Raw genomic sequence first — 16,936 nt, 5'->3', positions numbered from 1 at the left:
CGCTTCGAGAGGACTTTGTAAACTATGTCTCGTGTTCCTTCGCTCTCCAGCCCGTTCCTGCTGGGCTTCGACGAGATCGAGCGTGTGCTCGACCGCGTCGTCAAAGGTGCCGACGGTTATCCGCCCTATAATATCGAGCGGTTCGAACGCACCAATGGCCAGCCAGAACGCTTGAGGATCACGCTGGCGGTGGCGGGTTTTACCCGCGACCAACTCGATGTCACCATTGAGGAAAACCAGCTCGTCATCCGCGGGCGGCAGCAGGACGACAAGACCCGGCAATACATCCATCGCGGCATTGCCGCGCGCCACTTCCAGCGCACTTTCGTGCTGGCGGAGGGGATGCACGTGCTGGGTGCGGATCTGAAGAACGGGCTGTTGTCGATCGATCTGGCCCGGCCCGAGCCGGAGCGGATCGTTAAGACAATCGCTATCAATGAACACGAATAATAGTTGGTATGGAACGAGTAGCGGACTCGACCGCTTGAGACTACGATGAGGAGTCGAGACCATGAACGAGGGTAATGTTGCGTCTCAATCCGGCGTCTCGCTGGAGTCGCTGGCCAGTTTGGGCGAAGGTCATATCGCCTATGTGAAGCAGATCCGGTCCGAGGATGTGCCCGGGCTGTTTCCGCAGGCGCCGCAGATCGCGCCAGGCCTGAAGCTGTTCGCATTGCATGCCGCCGACGGCACGCCGATCATGCTCACCGACAGCCGCGAAGCTGCGATTGCGAATGCGTGGAGCCACGAACTCCAGGCCGTGAGCGTGCACTGACGAATTTCTCGCCGCCCCTCGCGTGGCGGTCGATGGAGCCGTGATACACATGCGCGGATCTGTCGCCTCGACAGGTCCGCGTATTTTTTTGGCCCGATGTTTGTTGCCCAATGACGGACGCGCTCCTGAGATCCATGACATCCGCGGAGCTGACGCCCGGCTCGCCGCTCGGCGCGGCGCTGCTGGCGCTGAACAACGCGCATGCCACGGAATTATCCTGGCTGGACTCCGGGCGGCTCGCGCATCTTGTCGTGCAGGCCTATGCCGCCTGGCGGATCGGCGATGCCGACGCGCTCCTGATCGCGCTCGACGAGCGCGCCTCCTATGACAATCCGAACTTCCAATGGTTTCACGACCGCTTTCCGCGCTTCGTCTATGTCGATCGCATCGTGGTCGCGCCCATGGCGCGAGGGCGCGGTCTGGCGCGCCGGCTCTACGAGGCATTGATCCGGAAGGCGTCGGAGGCGGGCCACGATCGCGTCGTCTGCGAGGTCAATCTCGACCCGCCCAATCCGCAGTCCGACGCGTTTCATGCCGCGCTTGGCTTTTCAGAAGTCGGCTCGGCCAGCATTCACGGCGGCGCCAAGACGGTCCGCTATCTCGCACGAGCTCTGTCGTGATGCCGGCGCAGCGTCACGCTGCCGACGCTCGCGATGACGAACGGCTCGGGCAAACCGATCCGAGCCCGATCGACGAGACGGATAATTCAAGAATTTTGTTTCTGGCCATTTCCGCGGCGCCGAATTTCACGCCGAGACATAAATCAAGCCCGTTCAGGGCCAAGCTGTCCAATCCTTAAGTTTGTCCCTGCGGCGGCAGCCGCTAGTGCTCCGATTCCGATGTTCGCGCCTTTCGATGCTCGCGTCATGTCGCGGCAATCTCGTGCTTCGGGATCGAAAAACACGACGATCGTGTGTAGGGACTGCAGATGCATGCGTCGAGCCTTGGGTCGAGCCTTGGGCTGTTTCGAGAGCTGGCGCTCGGGACCGTGCCGAACCGTCACGTGTTCGCGGACGTTCCTGCGCCGGGATCGAGCCCGTACTACGTGATCTGCAACAGCGTACCCAAGGCGGGGACCTACCTCCTGGTCGAGCTCGTGAGAGCGCTGGGCGGCCACGTCGACGTCGGCTACCACACCTACACATCGTCGATCAGCAAAGTGAACCCGGACGGTTCATTCGATTACGGACGCGCGATTCCGGCGCCGCTCTGGGCCTCCGCACTCACTCCCGGCTACTTCTGCGCCTCGCATACCGAGTACTGTCCGCATCTCGAGCAATATCTGCTCGGCAGACCCGAGCACAAGATGCTGTTCGTCGTGCGCGACCCGCGCGACATCGTCATGAGCTGGGTCGACTTCGTCTACCATTCGGCGGCCTACCCGCGGATGCGGAAGTGGAACGCCTATCTGCGGGCAGCCGGATCGGCAGCCCACCCCGACGATGCGTCGCGGATCACCTCGACAATCCTCTCGCTTCCCCGATCCGGGATCAGGAATTTCATGAGCTGGCTCGACTCGCCGGCCTGTCTGACCGTGAGGTTCGAAGATCTCTATTCCGAACTCGCCGCTGACGATGCAACGACGACATCGTCGTTTCCCGTCCTTCACCGCATCTGCGACTATCTCGGGCTTCCGCGCAAAGCGCCATCGGACCTCAAGGTCCTGGGGCGCGGCCTGACGTCGTCGGGACGGCCCAAGAAGGTCGGTGTCTACAAGGATCGGATGATGCCGCAGCATCTCGATCTGCTCCGCGACGAGGCGTTCCAGGAACTGGTCGTCGAGTTCGGCTACGATCCGACCCCTGCGGACACGCTGGCGCGTGCAAAGGGCTACGGCGCCGCGCGCAGGCTTGCCAAGCGCCTCACGACGTTCGCCCTGCCGCGCCCGGGCCGGCCCGCGGCAGAGGCTGGGTGCTGCTCGCAAGGGCGCCAGAACTGGCAGGGGGACTAGTGGCTAGCGTTCTTCAAGCCGAAGTGCGCACGAATTCGCTGGAGGACGGCGCGGCATCACGCCGCGGAGGCCGGCGGCAGCGCCAGCACGGAATAAATCGCCTGGGCATCACGGGAGGCCCGCAGCTTCTTGGCGACGTCCTGATCGCGGAGCAGCCGGGCGATGCGCGCCAGCGCCTTCAGGTGATCGGCGCCCGCCCCTTCCGGCGCCAAGAGCAGGAAAATCAGGTCGACGGGCTGGCCGTCCATCGCCTCGAAATCGATCGGCCGTTCCAGGCGGGCGAACAGGCCGAACAGCTTTTCCAGCTTCGGCAGCTTGCCATGCGGGATGGCCACGCCATAGCCGACCGCCGTGGTGCCGAGCTTTTCCCGCTGCAGCAGGACCTCGAAGATGGCGCGTTCGTTCTGCCCGGTCAGCGCTGCGGCGCGGGCGGCCAGCTCCTGCAGCGCCTGCTTTTTACTATTGACCTTCAATGCCGGGAGAATCGCCTCGGGTGCGACCAGATCGGTAATCGGCATAGGGCGTTCCGAGGTGAATGAACCGTCAGGGGCGAAAATAGGTCGGGACCGAGCGGCGTCAAGGAGCCGACGAACGACGCGGGCGGGGGCTCGCCCGGGTCGGATGCGAGGGGCTTCTACCCCAACGCAACGGCCGTGCCAACTCCCGCAAGCATGTTCCGGCGGCCTATCCTTAAGATCGTTGAACGGCGTCCAAAAGGCGGTCAATTGCCGCGTTCCACGGCCGAATCCGCTGCGTCCCGGCGGCCGGCTTCAAGACGTGGCGGGGGGATCCACCCAGCCGATATTGCCGTCGGCACGGCGATAGATCACGTTGATGCGGCCGCTGGAGCCATGCTGGAACACGAGGCAGGAGGCTCCGGTCAGGTCGAGCTCCAGGACCGCCTCGGAGACCGACAGCCGCTTCAGCGCGGTCGTGGCCTCGGCGATGATGACGGGATTGTAGCCGGAGAGCTCCTCGTCGCCCTCCCCCGGAGCCTCGATGACGTAGCTGGGCGCGTCCACCGTCGGCGCCTCGAGGCCGGCAAGCGCCGTATTGGCGGCATGCGTCTTGCGCGCCGAACGATCCTTGAGCCGGCTCTTGTAGCGGCGTAGCCGCTTTTCGATCATCAGCAGAGCCTGGTCGGCGCTGGCATAGGCGTCCGGCGCGTTGCCCTCCGCCTCCAACGTGATTCCGGAATCCAGATGCAGCGCGCAGTCGGTCTTGAAGCCGAAGCCGTCCTTCGACAGCGTGATGTGACCGGAGTAGTTGCCGTCGAAATATTTGCTCAGCACCTCCGCCGTCCGTTCGCTGACGCGCCCACGCAGCGCCTCGCCGACGCTGATGCTTTTGCCGGAGATCCGTAAGGTCATATGCTGCCTCGATTCATGTCAACCGAGGCCAAGACTAGCCCGATTTGGGCAAGGCGCAATCCGCGCCGGCGCGATCGATGGACGCAACCAGGCGCGATCAGGCGGAAGCGGTGTCCCGGGAACGATCGGGCGCATGCGAACTCGACAGCGCATGCGCGAGCATGCTCTGCTTGTCGCGACGCCGCTGCACCGAAGAAGGTATCCGCATCGCTTCGCGGTATTTCGCGACCGTGCGACGCGCGATGTCGATGCCGGCCGCGCGCAGCTTCTCGACGATGGTGTCGTCGGAGAGAATCGCGGAAGGCTCCTCCGCATCGATCAGCTGCTTGATGTGGTGGCGGACGGCTTCCGCGGAATGCGCTTCGCCGCCATCGGCCGAGGCGATCGACGCAGTGAAGAAATATTTGAGCTCGAACGTGCCGCGATTGGTCGCCATGTATTTGTTGGCGGTGACGCGCGACACGGTCGATTCGTGCATCTGAATGGCATCCGCAACGGCCTTCAGATTCAAGGGCCGCAGATGCGCCACGCCGTGGGTGAAGAAGCCGTCCTGCTGGCGCACGATCTCGGTCGCCACTTTCAGGATCGTGCGCGCCCGCTGATCCAGCGCACGCACCAGCCACGTCGCGTTCTGCAGACAGTCGGTGAAGTAGGACTTGTCGCCGTCCTTGCCGATCTTCTTCGACAGCTCGGTATAATAGACTTGGTTCACGAGCACGCGCGGCAGCGTGTCGCTGTTGAGCTCGACCAGCCAGCCGCCGTCGGGCCCCGGCCGCACATAGACGTCGGGCACCATGGTCTGGGTGCGCGTGGTGCCGAACTTCAGCCCCGGCTTCGGATCGAGCCTTTTGATTTCCCCGATCATGTCGACGAGATCCTCGTCGTCGACGCCGCACAGCTTGCGAAGCGCGGCGAAATCGCGCTTGGCCAACAGGTCGAGATGCTCGATCAACGCCTGCATCGCCGGATCGTAGCGGTCGAGTTCGCGCAGCTGGGCCGCCAGGCACTCGCTCAGGTTCCGCGCGCAGATGCCGGGCGGATCGAATGTCTGCAGGACCCCGAGCACCGCCTCGACATCGGCCTGCTCGGCGCCGAGCCGCTCGGCGGCCTGGCCCAGGTCGACCGGCAGATAGCCGGCCTCGTCGACGAGATCGATCAGGTACTGGCCGATCATGCGGTCGGCCGGCGCGGTGAAGGCGACCGCAGCCTGCTCGGCGAGGTGATCGGAAAGCGTGGTCTCGGCGGCGACGAAGGCCTCGAGATTATAGTCCTCGTCGCTCGAGGCCCCGCCGCCCCATTCGGTGTAGGTGGTGGGCGGTGCGTCCTGCGCGTTGCGTGCGGCCGCTTCCGCCGGCTCTTCGGAGAAGACGTTGTCGAGGCCGGTGTCGAGCGTCTGCTCGATCTCGGCACGGCTGCCGAGATCGCGGTTCATCCAGTCTTCCTGGGCCGGCTCGAAGCTTTCGCCACTGCCGCTCGCCTCGGCAAAATCGTCGTTGCCGCCCTCGGCATCGGAGAACTCGGCGCGCTCCGCCGTGTGCTCGCCCGCAACCGGCGCCTCGGGCCCGTCGGCCGCGCGCTCCAGCAGCGGATTGCGTTCCAGCTCGTCTTCGACGAACGTTGCGAGGTCCAGATTTGACAGCTGCAGCAGCTTGATCGCCTGCATCAGCTGCGGCGTCATCACCAGCGATTGCGACTGGCGGAATTCCAATCTCTGCGTCAGCGCCATGGAGGCAAGAACATTCCCTAACAGTGGTCCAATTCTTGCTTATCCTACTCTGCGCCGGATGTACACGGCTTGACGAATAAGAAAAACGAACTATGGCGCGCACGCACTAAGCCGTTACCGGCTCAGGCAGCTGCCGCCTTTTCTCCCCGCCAGGCGCGACCGCAATCGCCGACATTTCCGCCGTTGTTCCGGCCTCCGGCCAGGATTCTTGGCCGCTCTTGGCCGCAGCTTGTTATTTGGCGGGGCAATTGGCCGTTATCGTTTTCTTGATGCATCCCCCGCGGATCGCGGCGCGCGCAAGGCAGTCGCACCGAGGTCGCGTCATACGCCGGAACGACAATTCGTTCTGACGCTCAAGCCTGCGGCAGAGTCGTCGCGCATGTCGCATGGACGACAAAGCCGACAAATCCACAAAACATTCGCGACACTACAGGCGGAATTCCTCGCCGAGATAAAGCCTGCGCACGTCGGGATCGGCGACGATCTCCTCCGGGCTGCCTTCGGTCAGGATCTGCCCGGCATAGACGATATAGGCGCGGTCGGTCAGGCCGAGCGTCTCGCGGACGTTATGGTCGGTGATCAGAACGCCGATGCCGCGATTGGTGAGGTGGCGCACCAGCTGCTGGATGTCGCCGACCGCGATCGGGTCGATGCCGGCGAACGGCTCGTCGAGCAGCATGTAGTTCGGCCGCGTGGCAAGCGCACGCGCGATCTCGACGCGGCGGCGCTCGCCGCCGGACAGCGCGATCGACGGCGACTTGCGCAGCCGCGTGATGGTGAATTCTTCGAGCAACGCGTCGAGTTCGCGCTCGCGCTTCTTGCGCGACGGCTCGACCACTTCCAGCACCGCGCGGATGTTCTGCTCGACCGTGAGGCCGCGGAAGATCGAAGCTTCCTGCGGCAGATAGCCGATGCCGAGTCGCGCGCGCTGATACATCGGCAGGCGGGTGACATCGTGGCCGTCGAGCTCGATGGCGCCGCGATCCGCCTTGATGAGGCCGGTGATCATGTAGAATACGGTGGTCTTGCCGGCGCCGTTCGGCCCCAGCAGGCCCACCGCCTCGCCGCGCCGGACATAGATGCTGACGCCGCGCACCACCTGGCGGCTGCCGAAGCTCTTCTCGATCGAGTGAACCGCGAGAAAGCCCGGCCGCCGCAACAGCTGCGGCCCGCCAGCGGCTTTTGCAGACTTGCCCGCGGCCTTATTCGCTTTCGCGGCCGGGCGGTTGCTGCGCGCCAGGGTCTCGGTGTTCTGCGGCGAGCGCGGGTTGATCCGCGGCCCGGGCCGCTCGTTCACGGTCTCCGCGAGCGCCGCCAACGGATCGTCGAGCGCGGTGATGTCCTCACGCGGGCGCACGAAACCCTGCTGGCCGCGCTTTGCGGGCTGCCGACGGAACATGTCGCGTAGATCCACCATTCCCCGCTTTGCTCAACTCCCTCGAAGGTGTCTCACCACCCGCTCAGCCTGATTCGGTCGCCCAGTCCGAACGAACGATTTACCCTGCCCAGCGGACGCCTTCGACCTCGGGGCTCGCCAACATCTCCCGGAACAGCACCTGCACATCGCCGCAAGCCACCGCCCTGCCCTCATATGGGCTCCGCAGCCATGGACTTCACCAAGACGTTGTGGCGAGTTCATTGCGACGGCAACGGCCGCATTCGTAAATAGAGGCGGGCGCGGCGGCATTCAACTGCCGCCAGTTAACCCAAGAGTAACCCAAGCCTAACTCTCGGGTCACTCTCCTGTCATTTGGGCCTATTTGCGCCCAACGACAACGGCGATCCGATGGTCGGCCCGGACGAGCCGCAGCCCTGCCCGCTGCCGCCTCCCGAGGCCTGCGGCAGCAAGACCTGCACGCCTCGGCCGCTGTCGGATTCGACCCTGGAGACCCCGGTGGTCATGTCCACGGTCAGCCGGTCGCCGCGCATGACGTTCTTGCACTGGGTCAGCACCACGCCGCCTTGCATCGTGATCTGGTTGCTCTTGGGATCGAAGATGGCGGTCTCGCCGGTGACGACCTGGTCCTTCTGGGTCACGACGACGTTGCCGCGCGCCTCCAGCCGCTTGATCGACGAGGCGCCACCCGGCCCGGGCGTCGCAGCCTGCATCGACGGACCCTTCGCCGGCTTGGCGCCGGCATTGCCAGACGAGTTCGAACCGCCCTCGTAGAACACCACCAGCGTCTTCGACGTCATCGTGGTGTCGCCCTGCACCACCTTCACATTGCCGGAGAAGGTCGCCTCTTTCACCTTGTCGCGCATCTCGAGCGAGGCCGCCTCGATCTGGATCGGCTGATCGCGATTCTGCGAGAAGCCCTGCAGCGCGTTGGGCACGCCCGTCGTTGCGCTCTGCGCGAACGCACCGCCGCTGGCGCCTGCGAGCAGCGCCGCAACCGCCATGAATCGCGCAAGGGCAAAGCCCGCGCGACCGAGCCTGACGCGACTTGGCCTGATAAGATCAATCATGAATTCACTTTGCATTCGTTGACTTGACGGGCCGCGTCCGCTGCGTGGGCGTTGCATCGGCCGCGCGCTCGGCGGCCGGAGCATTCGGCCCGGCATTGCCGCCGTCCAGATTTTCCAGATGCATGACCACATTGCCCTCGAATCGCACGACATCGCCATTGTCGGTGATTCGCAGGCGATCCGCAGTCAGCGTGCCATTGGTCAGCTTGACGTCGACGTGCTGGTCCGAGCTCACCGTGCCCTTGCCCATGTCGGCATGCGCCTCGCTCAAATGCGCCTCGTAGCCGGTCGATGTCGTCATGACGACATCCTTGTACAGATCCAGGAGCTGTTGCTTGGTATCGAAGATGCCGGTGCGCGCCTTCAGCGTCACCGTGGACTGGTCTTCCATCAGCACCTTGGCGCGCAGGATGTTGAGCTGGACATGATCGGGATCGGTGAGGTCCTGCACGGCGCTGTGGGCGACGAGATCGTAAGGCCGCTGGTCCGGCGTGAAGCCGGTGAGATGCGGCGTCTCCATGGTGATCTTGCTGCCGGAGACGACGAGATTGCCGGAATCGAGCGGCAGGCTCGGCATCAGAACGCGGAATGGATTGAAGATCGAGACTCCCAGAACCGCCGCCATCGCCAAGGCCACGGCCACCGGCACCGCGATGCGCAACACGCGGACCATGCGGCTGTGCCGCGAGGCCACGGCGAAGCGCGCTTCCAGTCCGGGATCGTAGACGGGGTTGTGGACGGAGTTCACCGTGGCTCCAATGCGGGAGGTTCCGTGCGCATTCTACCACGGAGACGGCGGACATTGCAGCCGGAACCGGCGGCCGATCTGTGGCCGTCAGGGCTCAATTGGTTACGAGAATTTAAGAATCGACCGCCTCAGGAATGGGCAAAGATATCCTCGGCTTCAAAACCTTGGAGATCCAGCCTGGCGCGGTGCGGCAGGAACTCGAAACAGGCTTGCGCCACCGCGCTCCGCCCCTCGCGGGCCAGCATCGCATCGAGACGCTCCCGCAAGCCATGCAGATGCAGCACATCGGAGGCCGCGTAGGCAAGCTGCGGCTCGGTCAAACTATCAGCGCCCCAGTCGCTCGACTGCTGCTGCTTCGACAGGTCGACATTGAGCAGCTCGCGCACCAGGTCCTTCAGGCCGTGGCGGTCGGTATAGGTGCGCGCCAGGCGCGAGGCGATCTTGGTGCAGTAAAGCGGCTGCGGCATCACGCCGAAGGTATGATAGAGCACCGCGACGTCGAAGCGCGCGAAGTGGAAGATTTTCGTGACGTTGGGATTGCCGAGCAGCGCCTTCAGATTCGGTGCATCGGTGTGCCCCTTCGGAATCTGCACCACGTCGGCCGTGCCGTCCCCGTTCGACAGCTGCACCACGCAAAGCCGGTCGCGATGCGGGTTGAGGCCCATGGTCTCGGTGTCGATCGCAACCGAGGTGGTATAACGGGACAGATCGGGCAGGTCGCCGCGGTGCAGGCGTACGGTCATGTGTTTCAAAACCTCGGTCGAATCGATGTCGGACGCGATGAGCCAGACCGACGCCGCGTAAAAGCGCTGATGCGCGGACTTAAGCCCGGCACTGGTAACTATCCGGCAAACGCCGCGGATTGGCCGCGTGCCGGCCTCCGAATGCCAGTCCGGCGGACTGGACGCAAGCCCGAGCGCGTCGCAAGGCGAGACGGCCCGCCGGCGGAACCCGCGGTCTTGGCCGGCCGGCCAGCATCTATCGGCGGCTCACCTGACGCAAGACCGCGCAGCGATGCCGATCTTGCGCCGGTCGCCGGCGAGATCGAACTGCAATCCCATCGCGACGTCCTGCTCCACACGTCCAATCCCGTCAAAGGAGATCTCGATTCGCTTCGCCGCCTGAAGATCAGCCATTGTCGCGCCGACGATCTGAGCGGACACCTGGACACCGGTCGGGTTGTTCTCCAGGGCGGCCGGCTGGAGCGGACACGTCCGTTTCGTCTTGTCGCCGATCAGGATGACGGAGCGATCTGCCATGATCGTCCGTATCGTTGCTTCGAACCTCTTCATGTCGTCGATCTTGTAGTTCGGGGTCATGGCGAGATACGCCGTCCCGGCATTGCCTTTACGATACAGCCGGTGACGAAAGCTCGTGAAGGTCGTCCGGCTAACCGTCTCGACATAGGCGCCGCCTGCGCCGAAGGTCGGCTTGACGCCGCTTTCCAAGCCGGCCCGGCACGTTCAGCTATGGCTTCATCCCACCACGATTGTTCGCACAGATCAAATCCAAGTTTCTCTTGTTAGCTCGACAGAGCAAGAGCAGCGCTGTGCGCCGCTGACATGCGCCGACACCGCCACGCAGTCACGTACGACGAAGCAAGCGCATCTCCTCGAAGCTCTTCAAGGACAGGAAACAACTCCTTCTCTGTCACGAATTGCACCTCGAACTCAGTTCGAGCTAACATGTGCAGGGGATTGATGATCGCATGAAATCAGTTGTCGAAAGCGGCAGCGATGACCTCCTCCGATACGTAACTACGCGTCGTGCTCGTGCATATCACCCATCCGCAAACTGCCCGTCGTGCCACTCTGTCGCAGGCTGTGCGGCTTGTCGTGTCGGGCAAATCAGAACGATGTTAGTCGCCGTCCCGCGCTCTTGAGAGAGGGGCGCTTCGCGATCGTCACGAACGTTGAGCGCGGGATGCGGTGGACGTTGCGATGTCGGGCGCGCTTCGCGCAAGACGACCGATATGGCGACGGACGTGAAATCGTGTGGTCCTGGCGTCCCGGTGCTGACGCCAAGCGCGTGATGCAACTCGACGAGCATCATGGGCGACGGGGGCAAGACAGCCGGTCCCCGGGGAGAGCGCGTATAAGCGTTAAAACCATCGCACAGGGAAGGCCGGTTGTTGCGGCCCACCTGTGGTGACTGCCGCCTGCTTTTTGTTTGCAGGCGGGCCATGGGTGTTGGCCAAACATCCGGCCTTCCCTGTGCCCTCTCGCCGTTGAGGGGGATAGCTTGGCAAAGCTCGGACGCAGATTGCGCCGCGAGAACGAGAGTCCGTGTCCGGGATGATCTTTCGACAAACGCCATGTCATTCCGGGGCGCGCAGCGCGAGCCCGGAATCCATTGGACACAGAGCGGGATACGACATGGATTCCTGGTTCAGCGCTGGCGCGGCGCCCCGGAATGACAAGAACAGCTGTTTGACAGGTTAAATCGGGGTAGGGGGCTCGCTGGGCCTAGGGCGCTACGGACGCCGCTTCGCGACCGGCGAAAATCCAGCTTCGCCGCACCACGCGTAGCTCGAAGAGCGAAGCGTGGTGCCCAGGAAAGGACTCGAACCTTCACGGCCGTTAAGCCACTGGCACCTGAAGCCAGCGCGTCTACCAATTCCGCCACCTGGGCATGGGGGCGGTTAGTACGGATCGGGGGCGCGCTTGTCAAACCGCGGATGCGATTTTTGTGACGATTTTTCCGAGATGCGCGGAAAATCACGCCCCACGTTTCCCGTCCCGCGGCGATACGCTATACAGCGCGGCGAAGCGGCGGACGCTACGCCCGCCAAATGACGCCCCTCCGCAGGACATCCCAGGACGATTCCCATGGCATCGAATCTCGACACCCTCGTCACGGTCTTCGGCGGTTCGGGCTTTCTCGGCCGCCACGTGGTCCGGGCGCTCGCCAAGCGCGATTACCGCATCCGCGTCGCGGTGCGCCGCCCCGAGCTGGCCGGTCACCTGCAGCCTTTGGGCCGGGTCGGCCAGATCCACGCCGTGCAGGCGAATCTGCGTTATCCGGCCTCGGTCGACGCGGCGATGCGCGACGCGCATGCCGTGATCAACCTGGTCGGCGTGCTGACCGAGAGCGGCGCCCAGACCTTCAACGCGGTGCAGGCGGAGGGGGCGGCGACAGTCGCAAAGGCGGCAGCCGGGGCGGGCGCGCAGCTGGTGCATGTCTCGGCGATCGGCGCCGACGAGGCGTCCGCCTCCGCTTACGCGCGCGCCAAGGCCGCCGGCGAGAAGGCGGTGCTGACCGCGCTGCCGACGGCAACGATCATGCGGCCCTCGGTGGTGTTCGGTCCCGAGGACGACTTCACCAACCGCTTCGCCGGCCTGGCGCGGATCTCGCCATTCCTTCCGCTGATCGGCGGCGGCCAGACCCGGATGCAGCCGGTCTATGTCGGCGATGTCGCCACCGCGATCGCGGATGCCGTCGACGGCAAGGCGAGGGCAGGGACCACTTACGAGCTCGGCGGGCCGGAGGTGCTCAGCTTCCGCGAGATCATCGAGATCATCCTCGACATCACCGACCGCAAGCGCGCTCTGGTGTCGCTGCCGTTCGGGCTGGCGAAACTCCAGGCCGCCTTCCTGCAATTCGCGCCGGGCGCGCTGAAGCTGACGCCGGACCAGGTCGAGCTGTTGCGCCACGACAACGTCGTCTCGGAAACCGCCACGGCTGAGGGGCGCACCCTGCAGGGCCTCGGCATCACGCCCGATTCGCTCGAGGCGATCGCCCCGCAATATCTCTGGCGCTTCCGTCCCGCCGGCCAGTTCCAGCGCAAGAACGCCTGAGGCGCGGCGGGCAGCCCGCCACGCAGCGCCTTACATCCCCAGCGCCAGCGCGATCAGTCCGAGCGTGCCGACGATGACGCGCCACCAGGCGAACAGCACGAAGCCGTGACGGGTGACGTATTCGAGGAACGTCTTCACCACGATCATCGCGGTGATGAACGACACCACGAAGCCGATCGCGATGAGGCCGATATGGTCGGTCGTCATCTCGGCGCGGCTCTTGTAGAAGTCGTAGACGAAGGCGCCGATCATGGTCGGGATCGCCAGGAAGAACGAGAATTCAGCGGCCGAGCGCTTGTCGCCGCCGAGCAGCATCGCGGCGACGATGGTCGCGCCCGAGCGCGACACGCCGGGAATCATGGCGAGACACTGCGCGACGCCGATCCACAGATACATCATCAGCGGATAGCGCGTGGCGTCATGCTCGCGCGGCTTGTGATCGATCTGATCGACCCACAGCAGGACTGCACCGCCGACGATCAGCGTGAAGCAGACCACCCAGGGATCGAACAGCACCGCCTTGATGTATTTGCCGGCGATGAGGCCGATGATGACGGCCGGCATGAACGCCACCAGCACGCCGATGATGAAGCGGCGATCGTCCGCGTTCGACAGGGCGCCGATGGCGACGCGCGATAGCTTGAAGAAATACAGCGCGACGATGGCCAGGATGGCGCCGAGCTGGATCAGGATCGCGAAGCTCTTCCAGAACCCGTCCTCGCCCAGCCCGAAGAAGCGCTCCGCCAGCAGGAGATGGCCGGTCGACGAGACCGGAAGGAACTCGGTGACGCCCTCGACGATCCCGAGAAGCACCGCCCGCAGCGTATCTGACATCATGAATTTGGTCCGTCATTGCCGGCTCGCTCGCCGCCGACATGCGCCGACAATGCGGCGAGATCCGCGAAAAGCGCGTCCTTCTCGCTTATTCGGCCACCGCTCGCAATCCAAAAAGCCCGGCGCGCGAGCACGAATCGGAAATGCGCGGCTGCAAGAGCATGCAGGCACCGCCAGCTTTGCCTGGGGATACACCGTTCCCTGTGGTCACACTTTGGCCAGCCGCCCAACTGCTTACACTTTTGCCGACCATGCGCTAATGCTCCGAATCGGATCTGCAGGACGTCGTTTCGAAGCTCGGACCCTCTCAGCGAACCCGCCGCAAACGCCGAATGGTTGAAGCTTCGTTAAGCGCGGCCATCTAGTCAAAGGCTCCATGTACACGCTCTTTCACCATGCCTTCTGCCCGCACTCGCGATTCGTCCGCCTCGTGCTCGGTGAATATGGTCTCGACCTGCGGCTGGTTGAGGAGCGCGCCTGGGAGCGGCGGGAAGCCTTCTTGACGCTGAATCCCGCCGGAACCACGCCGGTATTATCCGTCGAGGGCTTGCCGCCGGTACCCGGCGTCAGCGTCATCGCAGAGTTCCTCGACGAGACATGCGGGCCGGAGATGGGGGATCGCAGGCTGTTGCCGACCACCACGGCCGAACGCATCGAGGTGCGCCGGCTGATGGGCTGGTTCAACGAGAAGTTCTTCGAGGAGGCCTCGAACCTTCTGGTCACCGAGCGCATCTACAAGCGCTTCATGAGCGAGGAGGATGGCGGCGGGCCGCCTTCGACCGACGTGATTCGCGCCGCGAAGACCAATGTGCGCTATCATCTGGCCTATATCGGCTGGCTGGCACAGCGGCGCAATTTTCTCGCCGGCGACCGGCTGACCTATGCCGACCTGGCGGCTGCCGCGCATCTGTCGGCGATCGACTATCTGGGCGACGTGCCATGGATCGAGGACGACGCAGCAAAGGCGTGGTACGCGCGGGTGAAGTCCCGCCCGTCGTTCCGTCCGCTGCTGAGCGACTGGCTGGCGGGCGTGCCGGCGTCGCGGACCTATGTGGACCTCGACTTCTGAACCCGGCGCCTGCTCCTCCCGGCCGCGATCTCAAGGCGAAGCTTGCGGCCGAGGCTCACAAGCTTGGCTTCGACTGCATTGGCATCGCGCGGCCGGAACCGACGCCCGAACGCGCCCGGCGCTTCCAGGAATTCCTCGCCGCCGGGGCCCATGGCGACATGGACTGGCTGGCACGTGACCCCGAGCGGCGGATGGACCCGCAGACGCTGTGGCCCGAGGTGCGCAGCGTGATCATGCTCGGCGTGAATTACGGCCCCGACGAGGATCCGCTTGCCGTGCTTCAGGCCCGCTCCCGCGGCGCCATCTCGGTCTATGCACGCGGCGATGACTATCATGACATCATCAAGAAGCGGCTGAAGGCGCTGGCCCGCTGGCTGATCGCGACGGCCCCCTGCGAGCTCAAGGTGTTCATCGACACCGCGCCGGTGATGGAAAAGCCGCTCGGCCAGGCCGCCGGACTCGGCTGGCAGGGCAAGCACACCAACCTGGTCTCCCGCAGCTTCGGCTCCTGGCTGTTCCTCGGCGCCATCTATTCCACCTTGGAATTGCCATTCGACGCGGCGGAGATCGATCATTGCGGCTCCTGCCGCGCCTGCCTCGACATCTGCCCGACGGCAGCGTTTCCGGCGCCCTACCGGCTCGATGCGCGGCGCTGCATCTCGTATCTCACCATCGAGAACAAAGGCCCGATTCCGCGCGAATTCCGCAAGAGCATCGGCAATCGCATCTACGGCTGCGACGATTGCCTGGCCGCGTGCCCCTGGAACAAATTCGCCAGGGAAGGGCGCGAGGCCAAGCTGGCCGCCCGCGACGGCTTGCGTGCACCGGCGCTGGCCGAATTGGCCTCGCTCGATGACGCCTCGTTCCGCGCCCTCTTTACGAAATCGCCGATCAAGCGGATCGGACGCGACCGCTTCATCCGCAACGTCCTGATTGCGATCGGCAATTCCGGTGACGCCGCGCTCGCGGCAACGGCCGAAGCGCTCCTGAACGACGCCAGCCCGCTGGTGCGCGGGGCGGCCGTCTGGGCCCTGGCCCAGCTCGATCGCACCAGCTTCGATCGGCACGCGGCGATGGCACTTGCTGGCGAGACCGACGAGGGCGTGCGCCAGGAATGGCGACTCGCCGTGTGATCTGGATTCAACCCATCTCGGCGACCGCGGCCAGGATGCGCGCGATGTCTTGCGGCCGCGACAGCCGGTGATCGCCGTCCTGGATCATCGTGAGCACGACATCGTCCGCGGGGAGGCGATGCGCCAGCGCAAAGGCATGCTGCCAGGGCACATCCGGATCCTGGGCGCCCTGCAGGATCCGCACTGGACAGCCGACATTGATCGCGCTGCCCAGCAGAAGATGGTCGCGGCCCTCCTCGATCAGCGTCTTCGTGATCGGGTAGGGGTCACCATACTCGGACGGCCGCAGCCAGACGCCCTTGGTCTCGATCTCCTGCCTGACCGCCTGGGAAAATCCCTTCCACATCAGCTCCTCGGTGAAATCCGGCGCCGGCGCGATCAGCACCAGTCCCGCCACGGTCGGCTCGCCGGCGCGCTTGGCGAGTTCGCGGGCGAGCAAAAGCGCGAGCCAGCCGCCCATGGATGAGCCGATCACGACCTGGGGACCCCGGCAGAACCGGGTGAACACGGCAACGCTCTCCTCGAGCCAGCGACCGATGGTCCCATCGACGAATTGACCGCCGGATTCGCCGTGGCCCGAATAGTCGAAGCGCACACAGGCGCGGCCCTGCTCGGCTGCCCAGGCGTCGAGCGCCAAGGCTTTGGTACCCTTCATGTCGGAATGGAAGCCACCGAGCCAGAACAGGCCCGGCCCCTTGCCCTCACGGGCACGGACCGCGATCCGGCGCGACGATTGGCCCGTACCGACCTCGATGAAGACAGGCGTTTCGTTGGCTTCCGCCGTGATGGTCATGGATCGCACCCCGCTATCGGGCGTTTGTGTGGGCGAACCTCAACCATCCGTCAACGCCGCGGCGACCGTCCTGCTTGCGAAACGCGACTTCGCACTCTATGTCGCCACCGGAACCAGCACCGTCTCCGAATTTGCGGATATTCGGCGGCCGGTTCTGGGGGGAGATGCCCGACCTCGCCGGCGCGCAGGCGCGGATGTCGAGTTCGGTCTCGTTTGGCGGCAAAGCTGCACCGCTCGGCGCGAAATTTCACGCCGGAGCCGTGAGCTGTCTTGC

Annotated in this window: 17 protein-coding genes and 1 tRNA gene; 7 read left to right on the top strand and 11 right to left on the bottom strand. The window is 64.7% G+C overall.

Going from position 1 to position 16,936, the window contains the following annotated elements; genetic code table 11:
• The first annotated feature begins 24 nt into the window (after window positions 1-24).
• From QXZ85_RS09190 to QXZ85_RS09175, 4 genes are all read left to right on the top strand, one after another.
• Window positions 25-450 carry an Hsp20 family protein gene (locus QXZ85_RS09190; protein ID WP_315702190.1) on the top strand — a complete coding sequence of 142 codons (426 nt, stop codon included), beginning with the start codon at window positions 25-27 and terminating at the stop codon, window positions 448-450.
• 61 nt (window positions 451-511) lie between these two features.
• Window positions 512-775, top strand: coding sequence for a DUF1150 domain-containing protein (locus tag QXZ85_RS09185; protein WP_315702191.1), 264 nt, complete (start codon window positions 512-514; stop codon window positions 773-775).
• Between the two features lie 134 nt (window positions 776-909).
• Window positions 910-1,395: a GNAT family N-acetyltransferase gene (locus QXZ85_RS09180; protein ID WP_316173975.1), complete on the top strand. Its 486-nt coding sequence runs from the start codon at window positions 910-912 to the stop codon at window positions 1,393-1,395.
• Between the two features lie 308 nt (window positions 1,396-1,703).
• Window positions 1,704-2,726, top strand: a complete 1,023-nt coding sequence (locus tag QXZ85_RS09175) for a hypothetical protein (RefSeq protein ID WP_316173973.1) — start codon at window positions 1,704-1,706, stop codon at window positions 2,724-2,726.
• A 56-nt stretch (window positions 2,727-2,782) separates the two neighbouring features.
• Here the strand turns inward: QXZ85_RS09175 and ptsN are convergent, their stop codons facing one another.
• The 9 genes from ptsN to QXZ85_RS09130 form a co-directional block, all read right to left on the bottom strand.
• Window positions 2,783-3,244 carry a PTS IIA-like nitrogen regulatory protein PtsN gene (gene ptsN, locus QXZ85_RS09170; protein WP_315702194.1) on the bottom strand — a complete coding sequence of 154 codons (462 nt, stop codon included), beginning with the start codon at window positions 3,242-3,244 and terminating at the stop codon, window positions 2,783-2,785.
• A 252-nt stretch (window positions 3,245-3,496) separates the two neighbouring features.
• Entirely contained in the window at window positions 3,497-4,096 is a 600-nt protein-coding gene (gene hpf, locus QXZ85_RS09165; RefSeq protein WP_315702195.1) for a ribosome hibernation-promoting factor, HPF/YfiA family, read from the bottom strand.
• A 97-nt stretch (window positions 4,097-4,193) separates the two neighbouring features.
• Window positions 4,194-5,822 (bottom strand): RNA polymerase factor sigma-54, encoded by a 1,629-nt coding sequence (gene rpoN, locus QXZ85_RS09160; protein ID WP_315742555.1) that lies wholly within the window; start codon window positions 5,820-5,822, stop codon window positions 4,194-4,196.
• A 427-nt stretch (window positions 5,823-6,249) separates the two neighbouring features.
• Window positions 6,250-7,239, bottom strand: coding sequence for an LPS export ABC transporter ATP-binding protein (gene lptB, locus QXZ85_RS09155; protein WP_315750645.1), 990 nt, complete (start codon window positions 7,237-7,239; stop codon window positions 6,250-6,252).
• Between the two features lie 329 nt (window positions 7,240-7,568).
• Window positions 7,569-8,222, bottom strand: coding sequence for an LptA/OstA family protein (locus QXZ85_RS09150; RefSeq protein WP_315750869.1), 654 nt, complete (start codon window positions 8,220-8,222; stop codon window positions 7,569-7,571).
• Between the two features lie 70 nt (window positions 8,223-8,292).
• Entirely contained in the window at window positions 8,293-9,036 is a 744-nt protein-coding gene (gene lptC, locus QXZ85_RS09145; RefSeq protein ID WP_315742551.1) for an LPS export ABC transporter periplasmic protein LptC, read from the bottom strand.
• Between the two features lie 128 nt (window positions 9,037-9,164).
• A complete protein-coding gene (locus tag QXZ85_RS09140; RefSeq protein WP_315702200.1) occupies window positions 9,165-9,779 on the bottom strand; it encodes a ribonuclease D in 615 nt (204 codons plus the stop codon).
• 246 nt (window positions 9,780-10,025) lie between these two features.
• Window positions 10,026-10,484, bottom strand: a complete 459-nt coding sequence (locus QXZ85_RS09135) for a hypothetical protein (RefSeq protein WP_316173969.1) — start codon at window positions 10,482-10,484, stop codon at window positions 10,026-10,028.
• 1,096 nt (window positions 10,485-11,580) lie between these two features.
• Window positions 11,581-11,667 (bottom strand) — tRNA-Leu (locus QXZ85_RS09130).
• A gap of 197 nt (window positions 11,668-11,864) precedes the next feature.
• Between QXZ85_RS09130 and QXZ85_RS09125 the strand changes: the two genes are divergently transcribed.
• Complete coding sequence (locus tag QXZ85_RS09125; protein ID WP_315702202.1) at window positions 11,865-12,833, top strand: complex I NDUFA9 subunit family protein; 969 nt, start codon at window positions 11,865-11,867, stop codon at window positions 12,831-12,833.
• 30 nt (window positions 12,834-12,863) lie between these two features.
• On the opposite strand, the gene QXZ85_RS09120 is transcribed toward QXZ85_RS09125, so the two are convergent.
• A complete protein-coding gene (locus QXZ85_RS09120; protein ID WP_315702203.1) occupies window positions 12,864-13,670 on the bottom strand; it encodes an undecaprenyl-diphosphate phosphatase in 807 nt (268 codons plus the stop codon).
• Between the two features lie 373 nt (window positions 13,671-14,043).
• On the opposite strand from QXZ85_RS09120, the gene QXZ85_RS09115 reads away from it, so the two are divergent.
• Both QXZ85_RS09115 and queG read left to right on the top strand, forming a co-directional pair.
• Window positions 14,044-14,736, top strand: coding sequence for a glutathione S-transferase family protein (locus QXZ85_RS09115; RefSeq protein WP_315702204.1), 693 nt, complete (start codon window positions 14,044-14,046; stop codon window positions 14,734-14,736).
• Window positions 14,685-15,869 carry a tRNA epoxyqueuosine(34) reductase QueG gene (queG, locus tag QXZ85_RS09110; protein WP_315703135.1) on the top strand — a complete coding sequence of 395 codons (1,185 nt, stop codon included), beginning with the start codon at window positions 14,685-14,687 and terminating at the stop codon, window positions 15,867-15,869. Before QXZ85_RS09115 ends, queG begins: the two co-directional genes overlap by 52 nt.
• A 7-nt stretch (window positions 15,870-15,876) precedes the next feature.
• On the opposite strand, the gene QXZ85_RS09105 is transcribed toward queG, so the two are convergent.
• Window positions 15,877-16,662, bottom strand: coding sequence for an alpha/beta hydrolase (locus QXZ85_RS09105; protein ID WP_315807185.1), 786 nt, complete (start codon window positions 16,660-16,662; stop codon window positions 15,877-15,879).
• Window positions 16,663-16,936 lie beyond the last annotated feature (274 nt).

The organism is Bradyrhizobium sp. SZCCHNGR1005 (assembly GCF_032489995.1).
In the GTDB taxonomy this organism is placed as follows: Bacteria; Pseudomonadota; Alphaproteobacteria; order Rhizobiales; family Xanthobacteraceae; genus Bradyrhizobium.
The sequence above is the reverse complement of the archived record's forward strand: the minus strand, read 5'-3'. Positions and strand labels throughout refer to the sequence as shown.